17 protein-coding genes and 1 tRNA gene are annotated in these 18,497 nt (G+C 33.6%); 7 read left to right on the top strand and 11 right to left on the bottom strand.

The features are described from left to right. Positions 1–305 precede the first annotated feature (305 nt). The 4 genes from OPR29_RS01215 to OPR29_RS01230 all read left to right on the top strand — a co-directional run bounded on the left by OPR29_RS01215 (position 306) and on the right by OPR29_RS01230 (position 3,738). A complete protein-coding gene (locus tag OPR29_RS01215) occupies positions 306–1,283 on the top strand; it encodes an NAD(P)H-dependent glycerol-3-phosphate dehydrogenase (RefSeq protein WP_007302013.1) in 978 nt (325 codons plus the stop codon). A 76-nt stretch (positions 1,284–1,359) separates the two neighbouring features. Further along, positions 1,360–1,785, top strand: a complete 426-nt coding sequence (locus tag OPR29_RS01220) for a phosphatidylglycerophosphatase A family protein (protein ID WP_007302012.1) — start codon at positions 1,360–1,362, stop codon at positions 1,783–1,785. After that, complete coding sequence (locus OPR29_RS01225; RefSeq protein WP_019236659.1) at positions 1,775–2,566, top strand: GNAT family N-acetyltransferase; 792 nt, start codon at positions 1,775–1,777, stop codon at positions 2,564–2,566. Before OPR29_RS01220 ends, OPR29_RS01225 begins: the two co-directional genes overlap by 11 nt. 35 nt (positions 2,567–2,601) lie before the next feature. Beyond that, a complete protein-coding gene (locus OPR29_RS01230) occupies positions 2,602–3,738 on the top strand; it encodes a hypothetical protein (RefSeq protein WP_265025315.1) in 1,137 nt (378 codons plus the stop codon). Between the two features lie 3 nt (positions 3,739–3,741). Here the strand turns inward: OPR29_RS01230 and OPR29_RS01235 are convergent, their stop codons facing one another. The 6 genes from OPR29_RS01235 to OPR29_RS01260 all read right to left on the bottom strand — a co-directional run bounded on the left by OPR29_RS01235 (position 3,742) and on the right by OPR29_RS01260 (position 8,941). Further along, the gene (locus OPR29_RS01235) at positions 3,742–4,530 is read right to left on the bottom strand and encodes a succinate dehydrogenase iron-sulfur subunit (RefSeq protein WP_019236657.1); all 789 of its coding nucleotides are present in this window, start codon (positions 4,528–4,530) and stop codon (positions 3,742–3,744) included. A gap of 54 nt (positions 4,531–4,584) precedes the next feature. Then, complete coding sequence (gene ybeY, locus OPR29_RS01240; RefSeq protein ID WP_007302008.1) at positions 4,585–5,043, bottom strand: rRNA maturation RNase YbeY; 459 nt, start codon at positions 5,041–5,043, stop codon at positions 4,585–4,587. Next, complete coding sequence (locus tag OPR29_RS01245) at positions 5,037–5,435, bottom strand: EVE domain-containing protein (RefSeq protein ID WP_264336848.1); 399 nt, start codon at positions 5,433–5,435, stop codon at positions 5,037–5,039. Before OPR29_RS01245 ends, ybeY begins: the two co-directional genes overlap by 7 nt. Then, positions 5,435–6,619: a cell division protein FtsZ gene (ftsZ, locus tag OPR29_RS01250; RefSeq protein WP_213863995.1), complete on the bottom strand. Its 1,185-nt coding sequence runs from the start codon at positions 6,617–6,619 to the stop codon at positions 5,435–5,437. The genes OPR29_RS01245 and ftsZ overlap by 1 nt, the downstream gene beginning before the upstream one ends. A gap of 238 nt (positions 6,620–6,857) precedes the next feature. Beyond that, positions 6,858–7,352 carry a hypothetical protein gene (locus tag OPR29_RS01255; RefSeq protein ID WP_265025316.1) on the bottom strand — a complete coding sequence of 165 codons (495 nt, stop codon included), beginning with the start codon at positions 7,350–7,352 and terminating at the stop codon, positions 6,858–6,860. A gap of 77 nt (positions 7,353–7,429) precedes the next feature. Further along, positions 7,430–8,941, bottom strand: coding sequence for a YifB family Mg chelatase-like AAA ATPase (locus OPR29_RS01260; protein ID WP_265025317.1), 1,512 nt, complete (start codon positions 8,939–8,941; stop codon positions 7,430–7,432). 120 nt (positions 8,942–9,061) lie between these two features. Between OPR29_RS01260 and OPR29_RS01265 the strand changes: the two genes are divergently transcribed. Next, positions 9,062–9,832 carry a polysaccharide deacetylase family protein gene (locus OPR29_RS01265; protein ID WP_264376914.1) on the top strand — a complete coding sequence of 257 codons (771 nt, stop codon included), beginning with the start codon at positions 9,062–9,064 and terminating at the stop codon, positions 9,830–9,832. Positions 9,833–9,852: 20 nt separating this feature from the next. Beyond that, positions 9,853–11,409, top strand: a complete 1,557-nt coding sequence (locus OPR29_RS01270) for a penicillin-binding transpeptidase domain-containing protein (RefSeq protein WP_265025318.1) — start codon at positions 9,853–9,855, stop codon at positions 11,407–11,409. 99 nt (positions 11,410–11,508) lie between these two features. Here OPR29_RS01270 and lon read toward each other — a convergent pair whose 3' ends face one another. From lon to OPR29_RS01295, 5 genes are all read right to left on the bottom strand, one after another. Then, entirely contained in the window at positions 11,509–13,965 is a 2,457-nt protein-coding gene (lon, locus tag OPR29_RS01275; RefSeq protein ID WP_265025319.1) for an endopeptidase La, read from the bottom strand. A gap of 15 nt (positions 13,966–13,980) precedes the next feature. Next, positions 13,981–15,258, bottom strand: coding sequence for an ATP-dependent Clp protease ATP-binding subunit ClpX (gene clpX / locus OPR29_RS01280; protein ID WP_007302000.1), 1,278 nt, complete (start codon positions 15,256–15,258; stop codon positions 13,981–13,983). After that, the gene (gene clpP, locus OPR29_RS01285; protein WP_265025320.1) at positions 15,258–15,884 is read right to left on the bottom strand and encodes an ATP-dependent Clp endopeptidase proteolytic subunit ClpP; all 627 of its coding nucleotides are present in this window, start codon (positions 15,882–15,884) and stop codon (positions 15,258–15,260) included. Before clpP ends, clpX begins: the two co-directional genes overlap by 1 nt. Positions 15,885–15,895: 11 nt before the next feature. Continuing rightward, positions 15,896–17,239, bottom strand: coding sequence for a trigger factor (gene tig, locus OPR29_RS01290; RefSeq protein ID WP_007301998.1), 1,344 nt, complete (start codon positions 17,237–17,239; stop codon positions 15,896–15,898). A gap of 155 nt (positions 17,240–17,394) precedes the next feature. Continuing rightward, positions 17,395–17,476, bottom strand: a tRNA-Leu gene (locus OPR29_RS01295). 256 nt (positions 17,477–17,732) lie between these two features. On the opposite strand from OPR29_RS01295, the gene OPR29_RS01300 reads away from it, so the two are divergent. After that, positions 17,733–18,332: a BON domain-containing protein gene (locus tag OPR29_RS01300; protein WP_019236651.1), complete on the top strand. Its 600-nt coding sequence runs from the start codon at positions 17,733–17,735 to the stop codon at positions 18,330–18,332. Positions 18,333–18,497 lie beyond the last annotated feature (165 nt).

Below are 18,497 nucleotides of genomic sequence, written 5' to 3' on the forward strand. Positions count from 1 at the left end.
AATTTATAATTTTAGTAATATATATAACCAAGGAAAGTAACAAATCAAATTTTTATTAATGAATAATAGAAATTACACTTATTAATTAATAGTTAATGTGTCGTTCCAAAATTATACAAAGAGATCTAAAATACAATAGATATACTATAATAATACTATTTTTAGTAAATATTGAATAGAAGCTATTTTTATTAAAAGAATACTTAGGTTAATAGATATTTAAACTATTTTATACTTTTATGTTATATTTTTAATTTACTTATTCTACAGTTTTAAATTATAAGTAATACTTTCAGGAATATTGAGTGGTAATATCAGTTTTAGGTGCTGGCGCATGGGGTACAGCAATTGCGATTTCATTAAGTGGTAAGAAAAATGTAATTTTGTGGACTCGCAATAAGGCCATATTTGAATCAATTAAAGAGAAAAGAGAAAGTGACAAGCTACCTGATTGTCCAATTTCTGATAATGTATCAGTAAAATTAGCTATTGAAGATGCAGTGAATGCTTCAGTAATAATTCTAGCTGTTCCCACTCAGTCTCTAAGGGAGATATGTCATCAATTGAATGATTGTAACCTAAAAAAAAATGTAGCAATAATTTTGGCTTGTAAGGGAATAGAAAAATCTACATTAAAATTACCTAGTGAAGTAGTCAATGAAGTTTTACCTAATAATCCTCTTGCTGTTTTTTCTGGTCCTAGCTTTGCTATAGAAGTTGCAAGAAAATTACCATATTCGATGGTTCTTGCATGTCAAAATGAAGTATTAGGTTTAAAATTAGTATCAGAGCTACAGCAAGAAAATATTAAATTGTACCTTAGTAGCGATGTTATAGGAATACAGGTTTGTGCAGCGTTAAAGAATGTTTTTGCTATAGCATGTGGGGTTGTTCTAGGTAGGTTTGGGTTTAATGCTCATGCAGCATTAATTACGAAAAGTATGAGTGAAATTAAGGCTTTATACTCAGCAAAAGTTGGTGACGGCAATGTAGATATAAATACACTACTTGGACCAGCATGCTTAGGCGATTTGGTTGTGACATGCACATCATTAAATTCAAGAAATCTATCTTTTGGATCTAAAGTAGCTAATAGTAATGGTTCTAGTGCTCAGCAGATTTTATCAGAAGGTAAGTCGGTAATTGAAGGTTTTAACACTGCTAAGTCTGCATTTGATTTAGCAGAAAAGCTAAAGATAAAAATGCCCATATGTGAAGCGATCTATAGATTGCTATATGAAAATACTTCTATAGAAGATACTATTTCTGTTCTTGTAAATTAGTTTTATATTTCGGTATATTGTGAAATTTTTATATAAATTAATATCAACATGGTGGCTATCTGGCACGGTAAAACACATGCCAGGTACTATAGGCAGCTTGGCTGCTTACCCAATTGTTCCTATATTACTCAATGACAGAATTTTAGGTACAGCAATTATTTTTTTTTTATTCTTAGTTGGATTATGGTCTACAGGCAATTATATACAACATTACAAAGCTCCGCATGATCCAAAAGAGGTAGTAATTGATGAAGTAGTTGGTCAGTTGCTGACAGTACTTCTAGTTTCAATATTATTAGAACAAGAAATGAATAGCTCTGTATTGTTGGTGTGCTTTTTCTCCTTTAGGTTTTTTGATATAATAAAAGTGTGGCCTATAAATTTGATTGATAAAAATACAAAAGGTCCTTTAGGTATTATGCTAGATGATGTTGTAGCTGCAATTTTAGCCTTTGTTTTTATAGGAGCCTTTTATTGTTTATTGTTGATTTATGCAGAATAAAAAAATTTGTTATTCAAGCTTAATTATTCAGAACCTAAAGGATTATATACTTTATGCAACGAATTTGTCCAAGTGGGAAATACATGACGAATTTGATAATGTTATATTTACAGTAAATGGTACCAGAGAATCGTTATTTAATTTTGTGTTTTGTGAAGATCAATGTACTGAGCTTTCCATATGCAGAACTCTAGATTATCTCAAAGCACGAAATATAGAAGCAACATGGATAATAAGTCCACGTATAAAAATAGGGGGTATTTTAGAAAAATGCGAAATAAAACACGTTAACGCACCAAAAAAAGTTTTACTCAATATAAAAGATTATTTTTTGCCTGATGATGCTGTTCCAAATTTGAAGTTCAATGTTGTAAATAGTAGTGAGCTCTTAGAGCAATTAGATTTACACACTTCTAAAATTTTTTATCATAGAATTAGTATTGTTAGCACGTTTTTTCGCCAATTATCGAATTATGATGATAAGAGCTCAAGGTTAAGATTTTTTCTTGTAATGCTAAATAACGAAATTGTTGGAACATGCGGTCTTTATATTCAAGACAGCATAGCTGGTTTTTATAGCGATGGAGTTTTACCAATTTACAGGGGTCGTGGAATAGGAACTCAAATGGTTCTAGAAAGAATAAAGATAGCTAGGCAATTTGAATGCAAATACATAGTAGCACATTGCATGAAATCTTCTGTAAACCTTTATAAGAGATTAGGCTTTAGGGTATTTGGCAATCTTCACTTATATACCTCTTCAGTACAATCTCTTTGCTGAGAGGTTACAAATTTTTATATTTGTTTTGGAATGCCATGTTTTTTTTGTATGAAATAGTTTTACTACTAATTCTAGTATTCTTCTTTTTCTCATATTCTAAATTAAAAATTAGTAATAAAATTAAGGACTTACAACATCAAAATGTTATCATAAATAATTTAATAGATACTGTGAATGATGGATTTTATATTTGGGACGCAAAAAAACGTATAGAAAAATTTTCTCCCAATTTACTAATTTTGCTTAATACTGTTTTTTATTCATTTAATGAGTTTGTAAATTTTTTTGAGCAATCAGAAAGCTTAATTAAAAGTTTTGCTGAGGCAAAGGAAATAAATAAATCTTTTACTCTAGATTTAAAGTCAAAAGACAGTGAGGTTTATTGCACATGTTATGGTAAAAGCATAATAGATTATTCTAATAATGTGATTGGTGTGTTGTTATGGATAAGGAATATCTCCGATTATAAGATAAAAGCTAATGAACTTGAGTTAGAAAATAGTAAGCTTATGCGAGAATTGGAGAGCTATAAAAAAATTTTTGACTCTTTACCATTTCCAATACTGAAGCACAATAAGAATAAAAAAGTAAGGTTTTATAACTTATTTTATGATAAATATATAGGCAGCTCTAAAAAATTTACTGTTGCGAGTGGCTCCTATAACGTAAAACCAGGAGAGTGTGTAATAACTTACAAGAACGAACCTAAGGTTTTTAATTTTGTTGAAGTTCCAATGCAAAATTCTAATAGCATAGTAATGTATGGAAAAGATATTAGTGATGAAAAAAAATTACATACTGAGCTAAGCAATTGTTTAGCTGCACAAGAAAGTTTGCTTGAGAAGCTATCGATTGCTGTAGCGATATATAGTAAGAATCAAAAGCTAAAATTTTATAATAATGCTTTTATAAAAACTTTTCAGTTTGATCCAAAATTTTTGGAGTCTTATCCAACTTATCACGAGATTATGCTTCACCTATTTGAATCTAAAAAGCTTTTAGGAAAAAAGGATTTTCAAACTATTAATAATCAAAGACATGAGTTGTTTAAAAGATTACTGGAATCATATGGTGAAACAATACATTTCATGAATGGAAGAACGTTTAGAGTATTAACAATACCCTATGCTTCAGAGGGTCTACTATTTTCTTACGAAGAGTGCCAGAAATAACACTCAAATTCCTTCTCTCTCTACCATAAGCTGTTTTACTTTCGCTATCGCTTTTGCTGGGTTAAGCCCTTTCGGGCAGGTTTTTGTACAATTCATTATTGTATGACAACGATACAACTTAAATGGGTCGTTTAAAGAAGCAAGTCTTTCTTCTTTCTTATTATCACGACTGTCAGCAATCCATCTATAAGCTTGCAGTAATACCGCTGGCCCTAAAAATTTATCACCATTCCACCAATAGCTTGGGCAACCAGTCGAACAGCAAGCACATAGTATACAATCAGACAGACCATCCAATTTTTTTCTATCTTCAGGAGATTGAAAGTATTCTTTATTTTGTAAGGCAGATTTATCTGTTTGTAACCAAGGTTTAATCGATTTGTATTGCTCATAAAATTGGCTTAGATCTGGAACTAGATCCTTTACTATATACATATGAGGTAGTGGATATATTTTTACTTCACCTTTTATATCATGTATAGATTTAGTGCATGCGAGAGTGTTGGTACCATCAATATTCATTGCACAAGATCCGCATATTCCTTCTCTGCAAGAGCGTCTAAAAGTTAAGGTTGAATCTATTTCATCCTTTATTTTTATTAATGCATCAAGTACCATAGGGCCACAATTATCCATATCGATAAAAAATGTGTCTATTCTTGGATTTTTATCATCATCAGCAGACCAACGATAAATTTGAAATCTTCTAATATTTTTTGCTCCAGTAGGAGTAGGATAAACCTTGCCCTTTTTATTAACTTTAGAATTTTTTGGTAAAGAAAACTGAACCATATTGCTTACCTTTTACAGCTAAAACCCCTTTTTTGTAAATAACATATTTTGGTATTATCTACCATACTTTTCCTTTTCAAATTCAAGCAAAGCTAAAATCTTGCTCTCTAAACTTTTCATTATAATTTCTTCATCTTCTTTTTGATGATCATAGCCAAGTAAATGCAGCAATCCATGAACTAACATGTGTGCAGTGTGAGTGAGGATAGATATACAGTACTCATGAGACTCTCTTTCTATTGTATCTACTGCAATTGCTATGTCTCCTAGATCACATTCACTAGATAACTGTTCGCATGGAAATGATAGTACATTAGTTGGCTTATCTATTTCTCTAAACTTAAGATTAAGTTGATGTAGCAAGTTATCATCAGCGAGAGCTATTGATATATTTGGTTTATAATGATCTATTTTTAATTCTTTTAGAGAAGCATTAATAATATTTAATACAAAACTCTGTGGGTCCTTCGTAATACTATGCCACCTCTTATCAAGAATGCTCACTTCTAACATTCGCTCATCCTTATTATTTCATTCCACTCAGTCTCTAAAACCGGAGAAACTGATAAACGTGATTGTTTTAATATAACCATATTTTTTAAAAGTGGGTTTTGTTTTATACTACTTAACGTGACTTGATTATTTAAAGGTTTTAAAAGCTTTACATTCACTAGTCCAAATTTGGAATTATAAACATGATAATACTCCTTTAATACTTCAACTATTCCAAGTATAACTCTCTCTTTACCTGTATGATAAAAAAATGCAAGATCACCTAATTTCATAGCTCTCATGTAATTTTGAGCTTGATAATTGCATACACCATTCCACTGCGTCACCTGCTCCTTTTCCATTTTTTGCCAGGAGTATTCGCTTGGTTCTGACTTTAGTAGCCAAAATTGCATTATTTTTTTCTTCTTAAATAAGCTGGTATATCATAAACATTGCTGCCCCACTTAACTCTTTCATTTGTTTGCTCAGTTGAAGCATATTCTTTTGTTTCTGATATTGGAATTTGATTATAAGGCCATTTAAAAATTTTTTCCTCTGCTGGGATCTTGTTTTGATTAACAGATGAATTGTCGTTACAGCTATCAATGCCAGTTGCAAGAACAGAAACTCTAACTCTTCCCTCCATCGCCTGATCAAAAGTGGCACCAAATATTATATTTGCATTTTCATCCACTTCTTCACGCACTCTATTGGCTGCAGAATCAACTTCAAATAGAGTCATGTCTCCACCACCAGTAATATTAATCAATATTCCTTGCGCACCTTTCATTGATACATTGTCAAGCAATGGATTAGATATCGCAGCCTCTGCAGCACTAATTGCCCTATCTTCTCCTTCTGCCTCTCCAGTACCAATCATTGCTTTACCCATCTCACTCATTACTGTTTCTATATCAGCAAAATCAAGATTAATCAGTCCTGGCATGATCATTAAATCAGTTACTCCTCTTATGCCAATATGCAGAACATTATCGGCGAGTTGAAATGCGTCAGCAAATGTAGTTTTCTCGTTAGCAATTCTAAATAAATTTTGATTGGGAATGACAATAAGTGTATCTACGTATTTTTGCAACTCTTCAAGTCCAAGCTCTGCAATGCGCATACGTCGCACACCTTCAAAACCGAACGGCTTAGTTACAACTCCAACAGTCAGTATCTTTTTTTCTTTTGCTCCTTTATCTTTAACTACCGCTCTTGCTTCTCTGGCTGCTTTTGCAATTACCGGTGCAGCACCTGTTCCAGTACCACCACCCATCCCTGCTGTGATAAAGAGCATATGGCTATCTTTTATATGCTCCATAATTTCATCAATTGATTCTTCTGCTGCACCTTTACCAACATCAGGTAAAGCACCAGCACCAAGACCCTTAGTTAAGTTGATACCAAGTTGAATTTTTTTATCACACAATGACTTCTCTAACGCTTGAGCATCGGTATTTGCTACGACAAAATTTACCCCTTGCAAATTGGATTGGATCATGTTGTTTACAGCATTTCCGCCAGCACCACCCACTCCCACAACGGTAATCCTTGGGTGTAATACAGGTAGCTCTGGTAAACTAAGGTCAATTGACATTTAAATTTTACTCAAATATTAGTGAATTCACTTGATAACAAGTTACTGCTTTTTTAACAATATGCAAACATTTTTCATTTTGACATACGCAAACAGTAAACAAGATTTACTTATTCTTAACATTGTTAATCAGTAGGTGTAATAATTGCAGGCTTCCAAACAACACTACTTGGAATGCAAAAAAAATTGTAAAAAAGGGATAGAAACCTATCCCTTTAACTTTGTTGAAACTGCTTTATTATTTTTGTTGTTGTACCAATTCAACTATTCCCGCAACTTCATACAATGCTGATAATGGATCTTTATCATTAGCAGCAAGTAGCTTACCACCATTAACTTTAGGCTTATCACCGTCTTTTTCACAAGCATTAAGTACTGCTTCTTTGACTCCCTCAATTTGAACTGCCTTATTACTGTTCTTATATGCAAGCATAGGTGCAGCTATTATAGCTGCTACTGCAGCAAGAACTACTAAACTAGCAACAAGTGGATGAGCAACTGCAAATGCAGACATTGCAGTAATCGCAGGACTAACAAGTGTTGCAGCTTTTGTTCCAACTGTACCAACAAAAGTTGCATAAGCTGGACTTAAAAAATAAGCAGCTGTAAGAGAAATTGCTGTTGCAATTGCTACAAAAGTGGCAGCTGTTTTATACGGGTGGTCTTTTACAAAACCACAACCATGGTTATAAACTTCTTTAGCTTTACCCTTGATTTTTTCTACTATCAGCATAACTTTACTCCAAAAATATTAAAATTTCACTAATGGTAGTATATGACAAAAAAAAGCTGCCTGTCAAGTAAATTAATTTATTTATACATTCTTATTCTGTAATTCAGCGCCTCTGCAATGTGTGCTCTTTTTATTTCCTCACTTTTTACAAGATCTGCAATGGTTCTTGCGACTCTTAATACGCGTGTATAGCCTCGATTAGAAATATAATTTTCTTTCAGTACGTATTTTAGCAATTCTAACCCTTCCTGATCTGGTTCAGTGAATTTATTTAATGCTTCACCACTGACTTCTGCATTGCAACGAATATTAAATTTACTATAACGCTCAGTTTGAATTTTTCTTGCTGCTATCACTCTTTTTCTAATATTTTCAGTGCTTTCTCCTTCTGAAGAAATTTCAGGAGAGAGTATACTAACGTTTGGCATTTCAATGCATATGTCTATTCTATCAAGCAAAGGTCCTGATATTTTATTTCTATAATCTGTGCCACATTTTGGAGCTTTGTTGCACGATCTACTTGCATCACCTAAGTAACCGCACCTGCAGGGATTCATTGCAGCTATAAGTTGAAAATTAGCTGGATAAGTAATGTGAGCATTTGCACGTGCAATAGTAACTTTTCTATCTTCAAGTGGTTGGCGTAGAGAATCAAGCACAAGCCTTGGAAATTCAGGTAGCTCATCAAGAAATAACACACCATTGTGAGCCATGGTGATTTCCCCAGGCTTTGCATTTTTTCCTCCTCCTATCATCGCTGGCATGGAGCATGAATGATGAGGTTCACGAAAGGGACGAGTTACTTTAAATGTTTCGTTACCGGCTTTTGTTATGCTAGAGATAATATTCACATCAATCATCTCTTGTTCAGTCAAATCGGGTAATAGCCCTATAAATCGCTTAGCAAGCATTGACTTTCCAGTACCAGGAGGTCCAACAAGAAGCATATTGTGTCCACCTGCTGCTGCAATTTCAGCTGCTCTTTTTGCAACAACTTGACCTTTAATATCCTTTATATCTGGAACTGAATTTTTTTCTTTGGGCGCAGCGCTATAGTTAAAAGTTACCGGCTGAATTAACTGCTCACCCTTAAAATGTCTGATAATATCGGTTAATTTCTCTATAGCCAGAATAGAAACATTCTTTACCCATGAAGCTTCTACTCCATTTCCCCTTGGGCAAATTACTCCTTTATTTACCTGTTTTGCATTGATTGCTGTTGGAAGTACTCCTGAGATTGGTATGACTCTGCTGTCTAGTGCAAGCTCGCCCATGATTATATAAGACTGAACTTTTTCAACTGGTATCACATTCATTACAACAAGTAATCCAACAGCAATAGCTAAGTCATAATGACTACCTTCTTTAAGCAAATCCGCAGGGGAAAGATTAACCGTAATCCTTTTTGGAGGTAACAGAAGATTGATTGAATTTAACGCTGCTCTGATACGCTCTCTGGATTCTGCAACAGTTTTATCCGGCAGTCCAACAATATTAAAAGCTGGAATACCATTTGCCATGTGAATTTGTGCATTAACATTTACTGTGCTGGTTCCCTGAAGAGCAACGGTATTTATATTTGCAATCATACTATATTATATAAAGTTATTAATATAATATATTGACAAAGTAACGAAGTAAACAGTAGCTGTTAAAAGTGGTTTAATTTAGCAAAAAAGTGTAGTACTCTATCACTTTGCTGATTATATATGTTTATAAGAATAATCGCTTTTCTTTTGCTATATTCAAGCGCAGTTTTCTGTAGTGATTGTAACTTTAACTTACCGTATCGTGGGCTCAGTTGTGATTTGGATCTATCATATAGAAATTTAAGTAATATAAAGAAATTATTGAATAACAAAGATAAGTTCGTTGCACTTACGTTTGATGATGGACCGTCTTATAATAGAGCAGGAGATATTATTAATATTCTGGAGAGCAATAAAACAAAAGCGACATTTTTTGTGCTTGGTGGACGTATAAATAAAAAAACATATGAGATAGTAAAGAAAATCCATGAAGCAGGTCATGAGTTAGGCAATCACTCTTGGTCGCATAGGAAGTTGACATCACTTTCAAGTGAGGAGCAATTGCAAGAACTGGAAAAGACAAATATAGCAATTAAAAATGTAACAGAACAGAGTGTAAAATGGTTTCGTCCACCATATGGATGTCACAATGATAATTTGATCGAAAATACTAATCGATTAAATATGTGTTCCATACTATGGACAGTTGATTCTCTGGATTGGCAAGGTGATAAATCAGAGATTTTGGTTGAAAGAGTTTTAAGCAATGTACATAATGGAGCGATTATATTGTTCCATGATCACGATAACAAATCAAATACAGTTGAAGCTTTACCTCAGATTATTGAAATACTAAAAAAATCGGGTTACAAACTTGTTACCTTAAGTGAGTGGGAAGAAAGGGTTTGTGATGTAGTGAAAGCTAGAAATGTGCCAATAAAAGGAGGATGAGTGCGTTCTAAAGGAATTCTATGTGGACAAAAAACAAGGTCTTCAACCGTAGGTTATTCATATTAGGTGGTATTCAGCTTACTATTTCTGCTATTTTTAGTTGTAGGTTGTATACTTTACAAGTACGAGATAGACAAAAATATGAAGTGCTATCCAATAATAATAGGATAAAAGTTGTTACTATTGTGCCTAAACGAGGCAGGATTTTGGATAGGAATAGCGTTGAACTTGCAGTAAACAAAATTTCGTATATTGTTTTGTTTGATGGGCAAAAAACCTTTACTAGGGAAGTTGATTTCCAGATGTTATCAGAAATTAAACCTGATGCAACAAAATCATCAGATACAAAAGTAACTGCTCTTTATAAACGTTATTACCCGTTTGGTTCGATATGTTCTCATATAATCGGATATACAAAAAGACAGCAAGACATAAATGAAGCAGGGGTTAGTGGAATTGAATATACATATGATCATGTATTAAAAGGCAAGACCGGAAAATCTGAGCAGGAAATAAATTCTAAGAAGCGTATCATGAGAGAGTTATCTAGCATACCGCAGCAAGACGGACAAGATATACAGCTGACAATTGATGTTGATTTACAGAAGAAAATTGCAGAGATATTTAAAGACCACCAAGGTTCCACAGTGGTAATTGATGTAAATAACGGAGAAATTTTAGCATTATATAATTCACCTTCTTACGATAATAATCTTTTCACTAGCAGATTATCAAATGAAACTTGGAAAAATTTAAACAATTCTTCATTACCGCTTGTAAACCGTGCATTATCATATCAAATTCCACCTGGTTCAATATTTAAAATAATAGATGCGCTTGCGGGTTTAAAAGATGGAATAATAACACCAGAAGAAAAGTTCTCGTGTAGGGGATATATGAAAATAGGTGAACGAAAATTTCGTTGCCTAAAAAGCAAAGTCCATGGATATGTATCTTTAAACGAGGCAATGGCCTTCTCATGCAACACTTACTTTTATAATATAGGAAAAAAAATAAATGTAGATTCTCTACTAGAAATGGCTAGCAAATTTGGTATAGGAAGTGGACCATTAATTGGAATGTTTAAGGAAGAAGCCCCGGGATTGTTGCCTGATGTGGATTGGCGTGCACGCAAGCTATATTCAGAGTGGTATTTAGGTGATACTATTAACTTAGTTATAGGACAAGGGTATTTACTTACAACGCCATTACAGCTTGCGGTTCTTGCAGCGAGGGTTGCAACAGGAAAGGAGGTAATTCCCCACATTGAGATGAGTAAACCAGGGCAAGACTTTCTTGATATTGATGTGAATCATGAGCATCTTAGTGTGGTTCGAAAAGCTATGTTTGACGTGGTGAATTCTAACTATAGAAAAGGACTAGGCAGTATACAAATTGCTGGCAAAACCGGTACACCAGAGATAAACTCTAAAGGTGAAAGTCATAAATTGTTTATCGCTTATGGCCCCTACCATGATCCGCGCTATGCAATCTCAGTGTTTATAGAACATGGCAAAACTCCACGCCAAGATGTTGCAATTGCTAGTGAGATATTGCAATATATGCTTGAAAAATGAACTTATGAAATTGCCATATATGTTACTTGTAATTTATATATTCAAATCAGAGCTTTGAGGTTAAAAAAAAGAAACGCAAATTGCATAAACCTTTTCAATTTAGTGCTTTAATGTTTCTAACGCAGAGAAGGTACTATCTTTATTTTCTATGGAGGAAGGTAGACTATTTTGATTATCACCATCAATTGAAGTAATAGGGCGAGTTAAAGCAATTTTTATAACTTCATCAATATTCTTAGCAAAAATTACGTTGACCCCTTCTTTAATATTTGCGGGAATCTCCTGCATATCTTTCTCATTTTCACTTGGTATAATCACAGTTTTGATTGATCCTCTTAGCGCAGCAAGCAATTTTTCTCTCAAGCCCCCGATAGCCAAAACTCTACCGCGCAATGTTACTTCGCCTGTCATAGCAACACTTTTGTTAACTGATATATTTGTCATGAGAGAAACAATAGACGTACATACTGCACTGCCAGCAGAGGGACCATCTTTTGGCACAGCACCTTCAGGTACATGCAAATGTATATCATTATTTTGGAATTTTTCGGGCTTTATACCGAAAAATAAACAATTTGATCGCACATAACTATACGCAGCTTTTATAGACTCTTGCATAACTTCTCCAAGCTTTCCTGTATATTTTATCTCCCCCTTACCAGGAATTAGGACTGACTCTATCATCAAAATATCACCACCTGTTTCAGTATAGGCAAGACCAGTTACTATCCCTACCAAACTCTCATTTTCTGCAATGCCAAAGGTATACTTACGTACCCCTAGATAATCTTGTAAATTACCAATCTCTACGGATATTTTCTTATTTTTATCAGTTAATATTGCTTTAACTGCTTTTCTCATGAGTTTTGCAAGTTCCCTTTCCATGCTTCGCACGCCGCTTTCACGTGTATATAAACGTATCAACTCGTATAATGCTTCATTGGTTATTTCCCACTCCTTCTGATGCAAACCATGCTCTTTTTTTAATTTTGGAATAAGGTGATGTGTAGCAATACTGATCTTCTCGTCTTCGGTATACCCAGATAATTGTATAATTTCCATCCTATCACGCAAAGGATGCGGTAAATTTAAGCTATTTGCTGTGGCTACAAACATTACACTTGAAAGATCAAACTCAACTTCCAAGTAATGATCTGTAAAATGTTTATTGTGCTCAGTATCCAAAACCTCAAGTAATGCAGATGCAGGATCACCACGCGAATCAGAACCCATCTTATCTATTTCATCAAGCAGGAAAAGCGGGTTGCATGAATTAGCTTTTTTCATGTGTTGAATGATTTTACCAGGCATTGAGCCAATATAAGTTTTCCTGTGTCCTCGTATTTCAGACTCATCACGTATACCACCAAGAGATATGCGAACAAAATCTCTTCCTACTGCTTTTGCCATAGACTTAGCTAAAGAAGTTTTACCAACACCAGGTGGTCCAACTAAGCAAAGTATAGGACCCTTTATCTCTTTTACTCTCTTTAATACTGCTAAAAATTCTATTATTCTATCTTTTACTTTCTCTATGCCATAATGATTTTCATCTAAGATTTTTTTAGCCGCATTTAAGTTAATTTTTGCATCTTTGTACTTTCCCCATGGCAAATCAAGCAACCAATGCAAGTAACTAGATATAACTGTTGCTTCAGGAGAAATGGGATTCATTTTCTTATATCTCTTTAAGTCAGTTATGGCTTTCTCTTTTGCTTCCTCAGAAAGCTTTGTTTCATTTATCTTTTTTTCAAATTCATTGAGTATATTCCCTTCATCTCCATTTTTAAACTCACCTAATTCTTTCTGTATAGCTTTTAATTGCTCATTAAGGTAGTAAACTTTTTGAGTACTTTCAACCTGTGATTTAATTGTCTTATACAAGCGGTTTTGTGCACTCAAAATACTTATTTCTCTCTCAATAAGAGCAAAAACTTTTTTTAAACGCTCTTTTGGGTTATAAACTTCAAGTATGTTTTGCTTGTCTGATACCTTTATATTTAAGTACGAAGCTATCATATCTACAATTTGATTAACCTCTTTAACTTGATCAATGGGGTCAATAATAATCTCGGGCCGACTTTTCTTGCTTAGTTTACACCAATTGTCAAATGCATCTATAACAGAACGCCTTAAAGCTTCTAAATCAATATTATCTTCATTTTCTCCATACTCATAATGACCATCTAACGCTACTCTGGCCTCTAACAAAGTGTGAGAGCTAATATATTCTATAACTCTTCCCCTTCTTACCCCATGAATCATGACTTTTACTGCATTGTCAGGCAGTTTTATTAATGGTTGTATAATGTTTGCTAACACACCTACTTCATAAAGATTCTCTGGCTCTGGATTATCAATAGAACCATCTTTTTGTGCTATGAGAAAAATCTCGTTTTGGTGACTACTGCTACTTATTGCATACTCTAGTGCATGAACAGATTTTTCTCTACCTACGAATAAAGGCAACATTATATTTGGAAAAATTACTACATCTCTTAGAGGTAATACTGGTAATACAGTAGAATTAAAGTTTACAGCACGTCCAATACTCATAATATATGCCTCAAATTAATCATTAACCGTTATAACACTACCCTTATTATTATGATTAATCGTCACTTTGCCTAATTCTACCATTTTCTTAGTAACCGTTATAGTGCTACCTTCAAAACCTCCGTTGCCGGATATATACATAACATCAAGCAAAAGTGACTCTAAGATAGCACGTAACATCCTTGCACCTGTTTTATAGCTTATAGCTTTTTTAGCAATAGCTGATATTGCTTCATCTGAAAACTCAAGGTTTACTTTACTAAATGCAAGCAATGCTTTATATTGTTTTACTAGCGCATTTCTTGGCTCTGTCAACACATGTATTAAATCTTCGTGATCCAGCTCATCTAGAACAGCAGTTATTGGAACTCGTCCTACAAATTCGGGTATCAAACCGAATTTGATTAAGTCCTCAGGTTGAGCATCGCGTAAAGCATTTTTTTTCTTTTGTGCTTTAGACTGACTTATATCTGCTCCAAAGCCAACTGATGTTCCCTTTTTTCTTGCCTCAATAATTTTATTTAGGCCTTCAAAAGCTCCTCCACAAATAAATAGTATATTACTAGTATCTACTTGTATAAACTCTTGTTGCGGGTGTTTTCGCCCTCCTTGTGGCGGAACATAAGCAACTGTACCCTCCATAATCTTAAGCAGAGCTTGCTGGACCCCTTCACCTGAAACGTCACGGGTTATTGAAGTGCTTTCAGATTTTCTTGTAATCTTGTCTATTTCATCGATAAACACTATACCATGCTGTGCCTTTGCAACATCATAATTTGCAGCTTGTAATAGACGTGACAACACGCTTTCTACATCATCACCTACATAACCTGCCTCAGTCAAAGTTGTCGCATCGGCCATAGCAAATGGCACATCTGAAACTTTAGCAAGTGTTTTTGCTAGCAAAGTCTTACCAGAACCAGTAGGGCCAATAAGCATTATATTTGACTTCTCAATTTCAATATCACTTATAGAATGAAGTTGCACCATGGATTGACAATGGTTATACATAGCCACAGATAAAACGTGTTGCGCATGTTCCTGACCTACAACATGCTTACTAAGAAAAATTTTTATATCTTCAGGTTTCTTTAGTAATAGCTTCATATCAGATATATGATCTGAATTAAAAGCTCTCTCTTTCTTTTGACTTATTGCTTTATGGGATAACTCTATGCATTCATTACAAATGAACACCTTTAAACCATCTGAAGAGTTAGTAATCAATTTATCTACTTCGTTTTGTGCCTTGTTACAAAAAGAACAGTAGTGTAAATCATTATTGTTATCCATTAAACTACCTTTTGTTTAACTTTAATATTTTCAATCTTCATATCTTTACGCTCAGCTATTACTCTGTCAATTAAGCCAGTTTTCATTGCTTCTTCAGGATCCATGAATTTATCTCTTTCCATCATTTCTTCAATTTTTTTTAGTGAATTTCCAGTATGTTTTTCATAAATTTGATTTAATTTTTTCTTAACTCGCAAAATTTCATTAGCATGTATTTCTATATCAGTTGCTTGCCCATGATAACCACCAGATGGCTGATGTATCATAATTCTTGGATGAGGTAGCGAGTAACGTTTACCCTCCGCACCAGCTGTAAGCAACAAAGAACCCATAGATGCAGCTTGACCTATACACAAAGTTGAAACGTCTGGATTTATATACTGCATTGTATCGTAGATCGACAAACCAGCAGTTACAACACCACCTGGTGAGTTAATATACATACAAATGTCTTTATCGGGATTTTCCGATTCTAAAAATAAAAGCTGTGCTACTATTACGCTGGCCATGTTGTCTTCAATAGGGCCAGTTACGAAAATTATTCTTTCTTTTACTAGCCTTGAATATATGTCATAAGCCCGCTCACCGCGACTAGTTTGTTCAACTACAATTGGTATAAGAGTCATACCTTTTCCTATCAAATATTATCAAATAATTCCTTTAATTCTTTCACAGAAACAATCTGTTCTTCTTTACTAGCTTTTTCTATCATATAATCCGTCACTTTATACTCAAGCGCTTGCCCTCTAACTAATTCCTGAAATTGTCCATCTGATTTAAAATGTTTAAATACCCTGTCAAATGATACATCTTTACTGACATATTGATTTACAATAACATTCATAATATCACTTTGAGTTAATGATATTTCATGTTCTTTACTGAACTCCATGAATAGCATTGCAAGCTTTACGCGTCTTTCAGCTTCTTTACACGAATCATCTTTAGCATTCAACTCTCTTTCCACTCTCTGCTGTTCCTGTTTTACTACTTCTATAGGCAAATCAAAACTATAACTAGCATCCAAACAATCAAATAGCTCTTTCTTAATTAAGAGATCTTCCATTTCTTTACACTGATTATCAATTACTTCTTTTACATGATCTATTAGCGAAGAATGATCTTCAAAACCAATTCTCCTAGCTATTTCATTATCACTTTGCAAATCTTTGGCAATCTGAATGTCATTAACTCGAACAGAAAAAGCAGCCTCCTGTCCCGCAAGGGAAATTACCTGGTAATCTTCAGGAAATCTCAACTTAAAGCTTTTTGTTTCCCCTTTTTTCATGCCAATTAATTGATCTTCAAAACCATTTATAAATGTTCCAGATCCTAAATTAACAGTAAAATTTTTGCCACTTCCACCTTGAAAGAGCTTATTTCTAATTCGCCCTTCAAAGTCAATTATCAGTTTATCCTCGTTTTTTGCTTGATAAGAAGCATCATCAACAGAGACAAAGTTAGGAAATTTTGTTTTTATAGAATCAATAAATTCTTTTATGTCTCCCTCTTTGATTTTTGCCTTAACTTTCTTCAAATTTATTTTATCAAGATCTATTACTGGCACTTTTGGCATCGATTCAAAAGATAATTTGTACAGAAAGTCACCTTTTTTATCCTTTTTATCAAGGTTTGGTAATGACATAATATCAACCTTAGGATGGATGTGAGACTTAACTTCGATTTTTTTCATTAAATCACTTGAGCAATAGTCAATCGTATCGTTTATCACATATTCCAAAGCTTCGTTTTTATAATTTGTAATAACAAGATCGTAAGGCATCTTTCCTGATCTAAATCCAGGAAATTTTGCATTCTTCGCTATTTCTTGTAATCTAGAGTTTATCTTTTGTTCTATATAATCACTACTAACTGTGATTTCATACTCATACTTTAGTTTATCTACACTAAGTTCCTTATAGGTATATATATTACTTAATGTATCTGCTTCGACTGCATTTTGAGGTATATTACTAGACATTACAACCTGTTATCAATATTTTATTTATGTTTTAATAAAGCCATTTTACCAGAATTTAAGTTAAATACAATCCTTAAGAACAGGTTCTTATACAAACAAAAGTGTACTTAGTGATTATAAATTTTCTCTTAAAACCTGAGTTACATGACTTTAAGTGCGGATAGAGGGACTTGAACCCCCACGAGCAAGCTCACCAGGACCTAAACCTGGCACGTCTACCAATTTCGCCATATCCGCAAGAGCCCTTCATTAACTTATAGATAACCACTTCTGTCATCTTATGCAATTTAAAGATTAGATTTTAGTACCACAGACTGAACTTATAATACTGGTTAACTCCACTATGAGTCTAAGCCTAAATTACTTTAACTAACACTATTAAGATAAGTACTGTCTTAGAAATATTCAAGGCTTATTCAATTTATAGTATTTACACAATAAAAAAAGCTTATTAATATTCTTTAATTAAGGCTCTAAACTCTGGAAATTAATAATGAGATTAATAGCAAGCTTCTTACTCGCAATTTTTCTGATTACACAGAGTGGCTGTACGACTCTTGTAAGTGGTATAGTGGTAACAGCAACTGCAGCGGCTACAGCAATAACAATGCAAGATAAATCCTTGGGAAACATTATTGATGATACAACTATAGTAATAAGAATCAATAAGGGACTCTTAAAACACGGACTGTTCTCATCTATAAAAGTTAAAGTGAGTGAAGGAAGAGTATTACTCATTGGAAATGTTGATAATCATGAAAAGCAACTCACAGCAGAGAAAATAGCTTGGCAGCAAAAAGAGATTAAAGAAGTGATAAATGAAATAAGAGTCACACCAATTAAAATGACTTCTATGCTAGATGTTACTGTAGATGGTATGATAACAGCAGAGATAAGCACGAGGCTTCTGGGAAAAAGAAATATTAAATCAATTAATTATAGCGTTAATACAGTTGATAGAGTCGTTTATTTGATGGGTATAGCTCAAAATAAGGCGGAATTAAAAGCTGTAATAGCAATTGCAAGAAAAGTAAAAGGAGTAAAGCAAGTTGTAAGCTATGTGAGATATAGACATAGCAAATTGCGTCATTGATGAAAATTTACTTGAGTGTTAGTACCATGTAGCTAAGCCATAAAACTCCTTTACAAATTTCGTCAGTTCACTCTTATGGTATGTATAACAATGCTACAGAAAATAATATCATAGAATTCAATAGAATAATTCCTAGAAAATCTCTACATACTAAAAAAAGTAAAA

Origin of the sequence: Wolbachia endosymbiont (group B) of Pammene fasciana, assembly GCF_947251495.1 — a bacterium.
In the GTDB taxonomy this organism is placed as follows: Bacteria; Pseudomonadota; Alphaproteobacteria; order Rickettsiales; family Anaplasmataceae; genus Wolbachia.

Excerpts from the sequence above, each read along its gene's own strand:
- OPR29_RS01220 (WP_007302012.1), top strand. The coding sequence starts at position 1,360 with ATGCCAGGTACTATAGGCAGCTTGGCTGCTTACCCAATTGTTCCTATA.
- OPR29_RS01225 (WP_019236659.1), top strand. The coding sequence starts at position 1,775 with ATGCAGAATAAAAAAATTTGTTATTCAAGCTTAATTATTCAGAACCTA.
- OPR29_RS01230 (WP_265025315.1), top strand. The coding sequence starts at position 2,602 with ATGTTTTTTTTGTATGAAATAGTTTTACTACTAATTCTAGTATTCTTC.
- OPR29_RS01235 (WP_019236657.1), bottom strand. The coding sequence starts at position 4,530 with ATGGTTCAGTTTTCTTTACCAAAAAATTCTAAAGTTAATAAAAAGGGC.
- ybeY (WP_007302008.1), bottom strand. The coding sequence starts at position 5,043 with ATGTTAGAAGTGAGCATTCTTGATAAGAGGTGGCATAGTATTACGAAG.
- OPR29_RS01245 (WP_264336848.1), bottom strand. The coding sequence starts at position 5,435 with ATGCAATTTTGGCTACTAAAGTCAGAACCAAGCGAATACTCCTGGCAA.
- ftsZ (WP_213863995.1), bottom strand. The coding sequence starts at position 6,619 with ATGTCAATTGACCTTAGTTTACCAGAGCTACCTGTATTACACCCAAGG.
- OPR29_RS01255 (WP_265025316.1), bottom strand. The coding sequence starts at position 7,352 with ATGCTGATAGTAGAAAAAATCAAGGGTAAAGCTAAAGAAGTTTATAAC.
- OPR29_RS01260 (WP_265025317.1), bottom strand. The coding sequence starts at position 8,941 with ATGATTGCAAATATAAATACCGTTGCTCTTCAGGGAACCAGCACAGTA.
- OPR29_RS01265 (WP_264376914.1), top strand. The coding sequence starts at position 9,062 with ATGTTTATAAGAATAATCGCTTTTCTTTTGCTATATTCAAGCGCAGTT.
- OPR29_RS01270 (WP_265025318.1), top strand. The coding sequence starts at position 9,853 with ATGTGGACAAAAAACAAGGTCTTCAACCGTAGGTTATTCATATTAGGT.
- lon (WP_265025319.1), bottom strand. The coding sequence starts at position 13,965 with ATGAGTATTGGACGTGCTGTAAACTTTAATTCTACTGTATTACCAGTA.
- clpX (WP_007302000.1), bottom strand. The coding sequence starts at position 15,258 with ATGGATAACAATAATGATTTACACTACTGTTCTTTTTGTAACAAGGCA.
- clpP (WP_265025320.1), bottom strand. The coding sequence starts at position 15,884 with ATGACTCTTATACCAATTGTAGTTGAACAAACTAGTCGCGGTGAGCGG.
- tig (WP_007301998.1), bottom strand. The coding sequence starts at position 17,239 with ATGTCTAGTAATATACCTCAAAATGCAGTCGAAGCAGATACATTAAGT.
- OPR29_RS01300 (WP_019236651.1), top strand. The coding sequence starts at position 17,733 with ATGAGATTAATAGCAAGCTTCTTACTCGCAATTTTTCTGATTACACAG.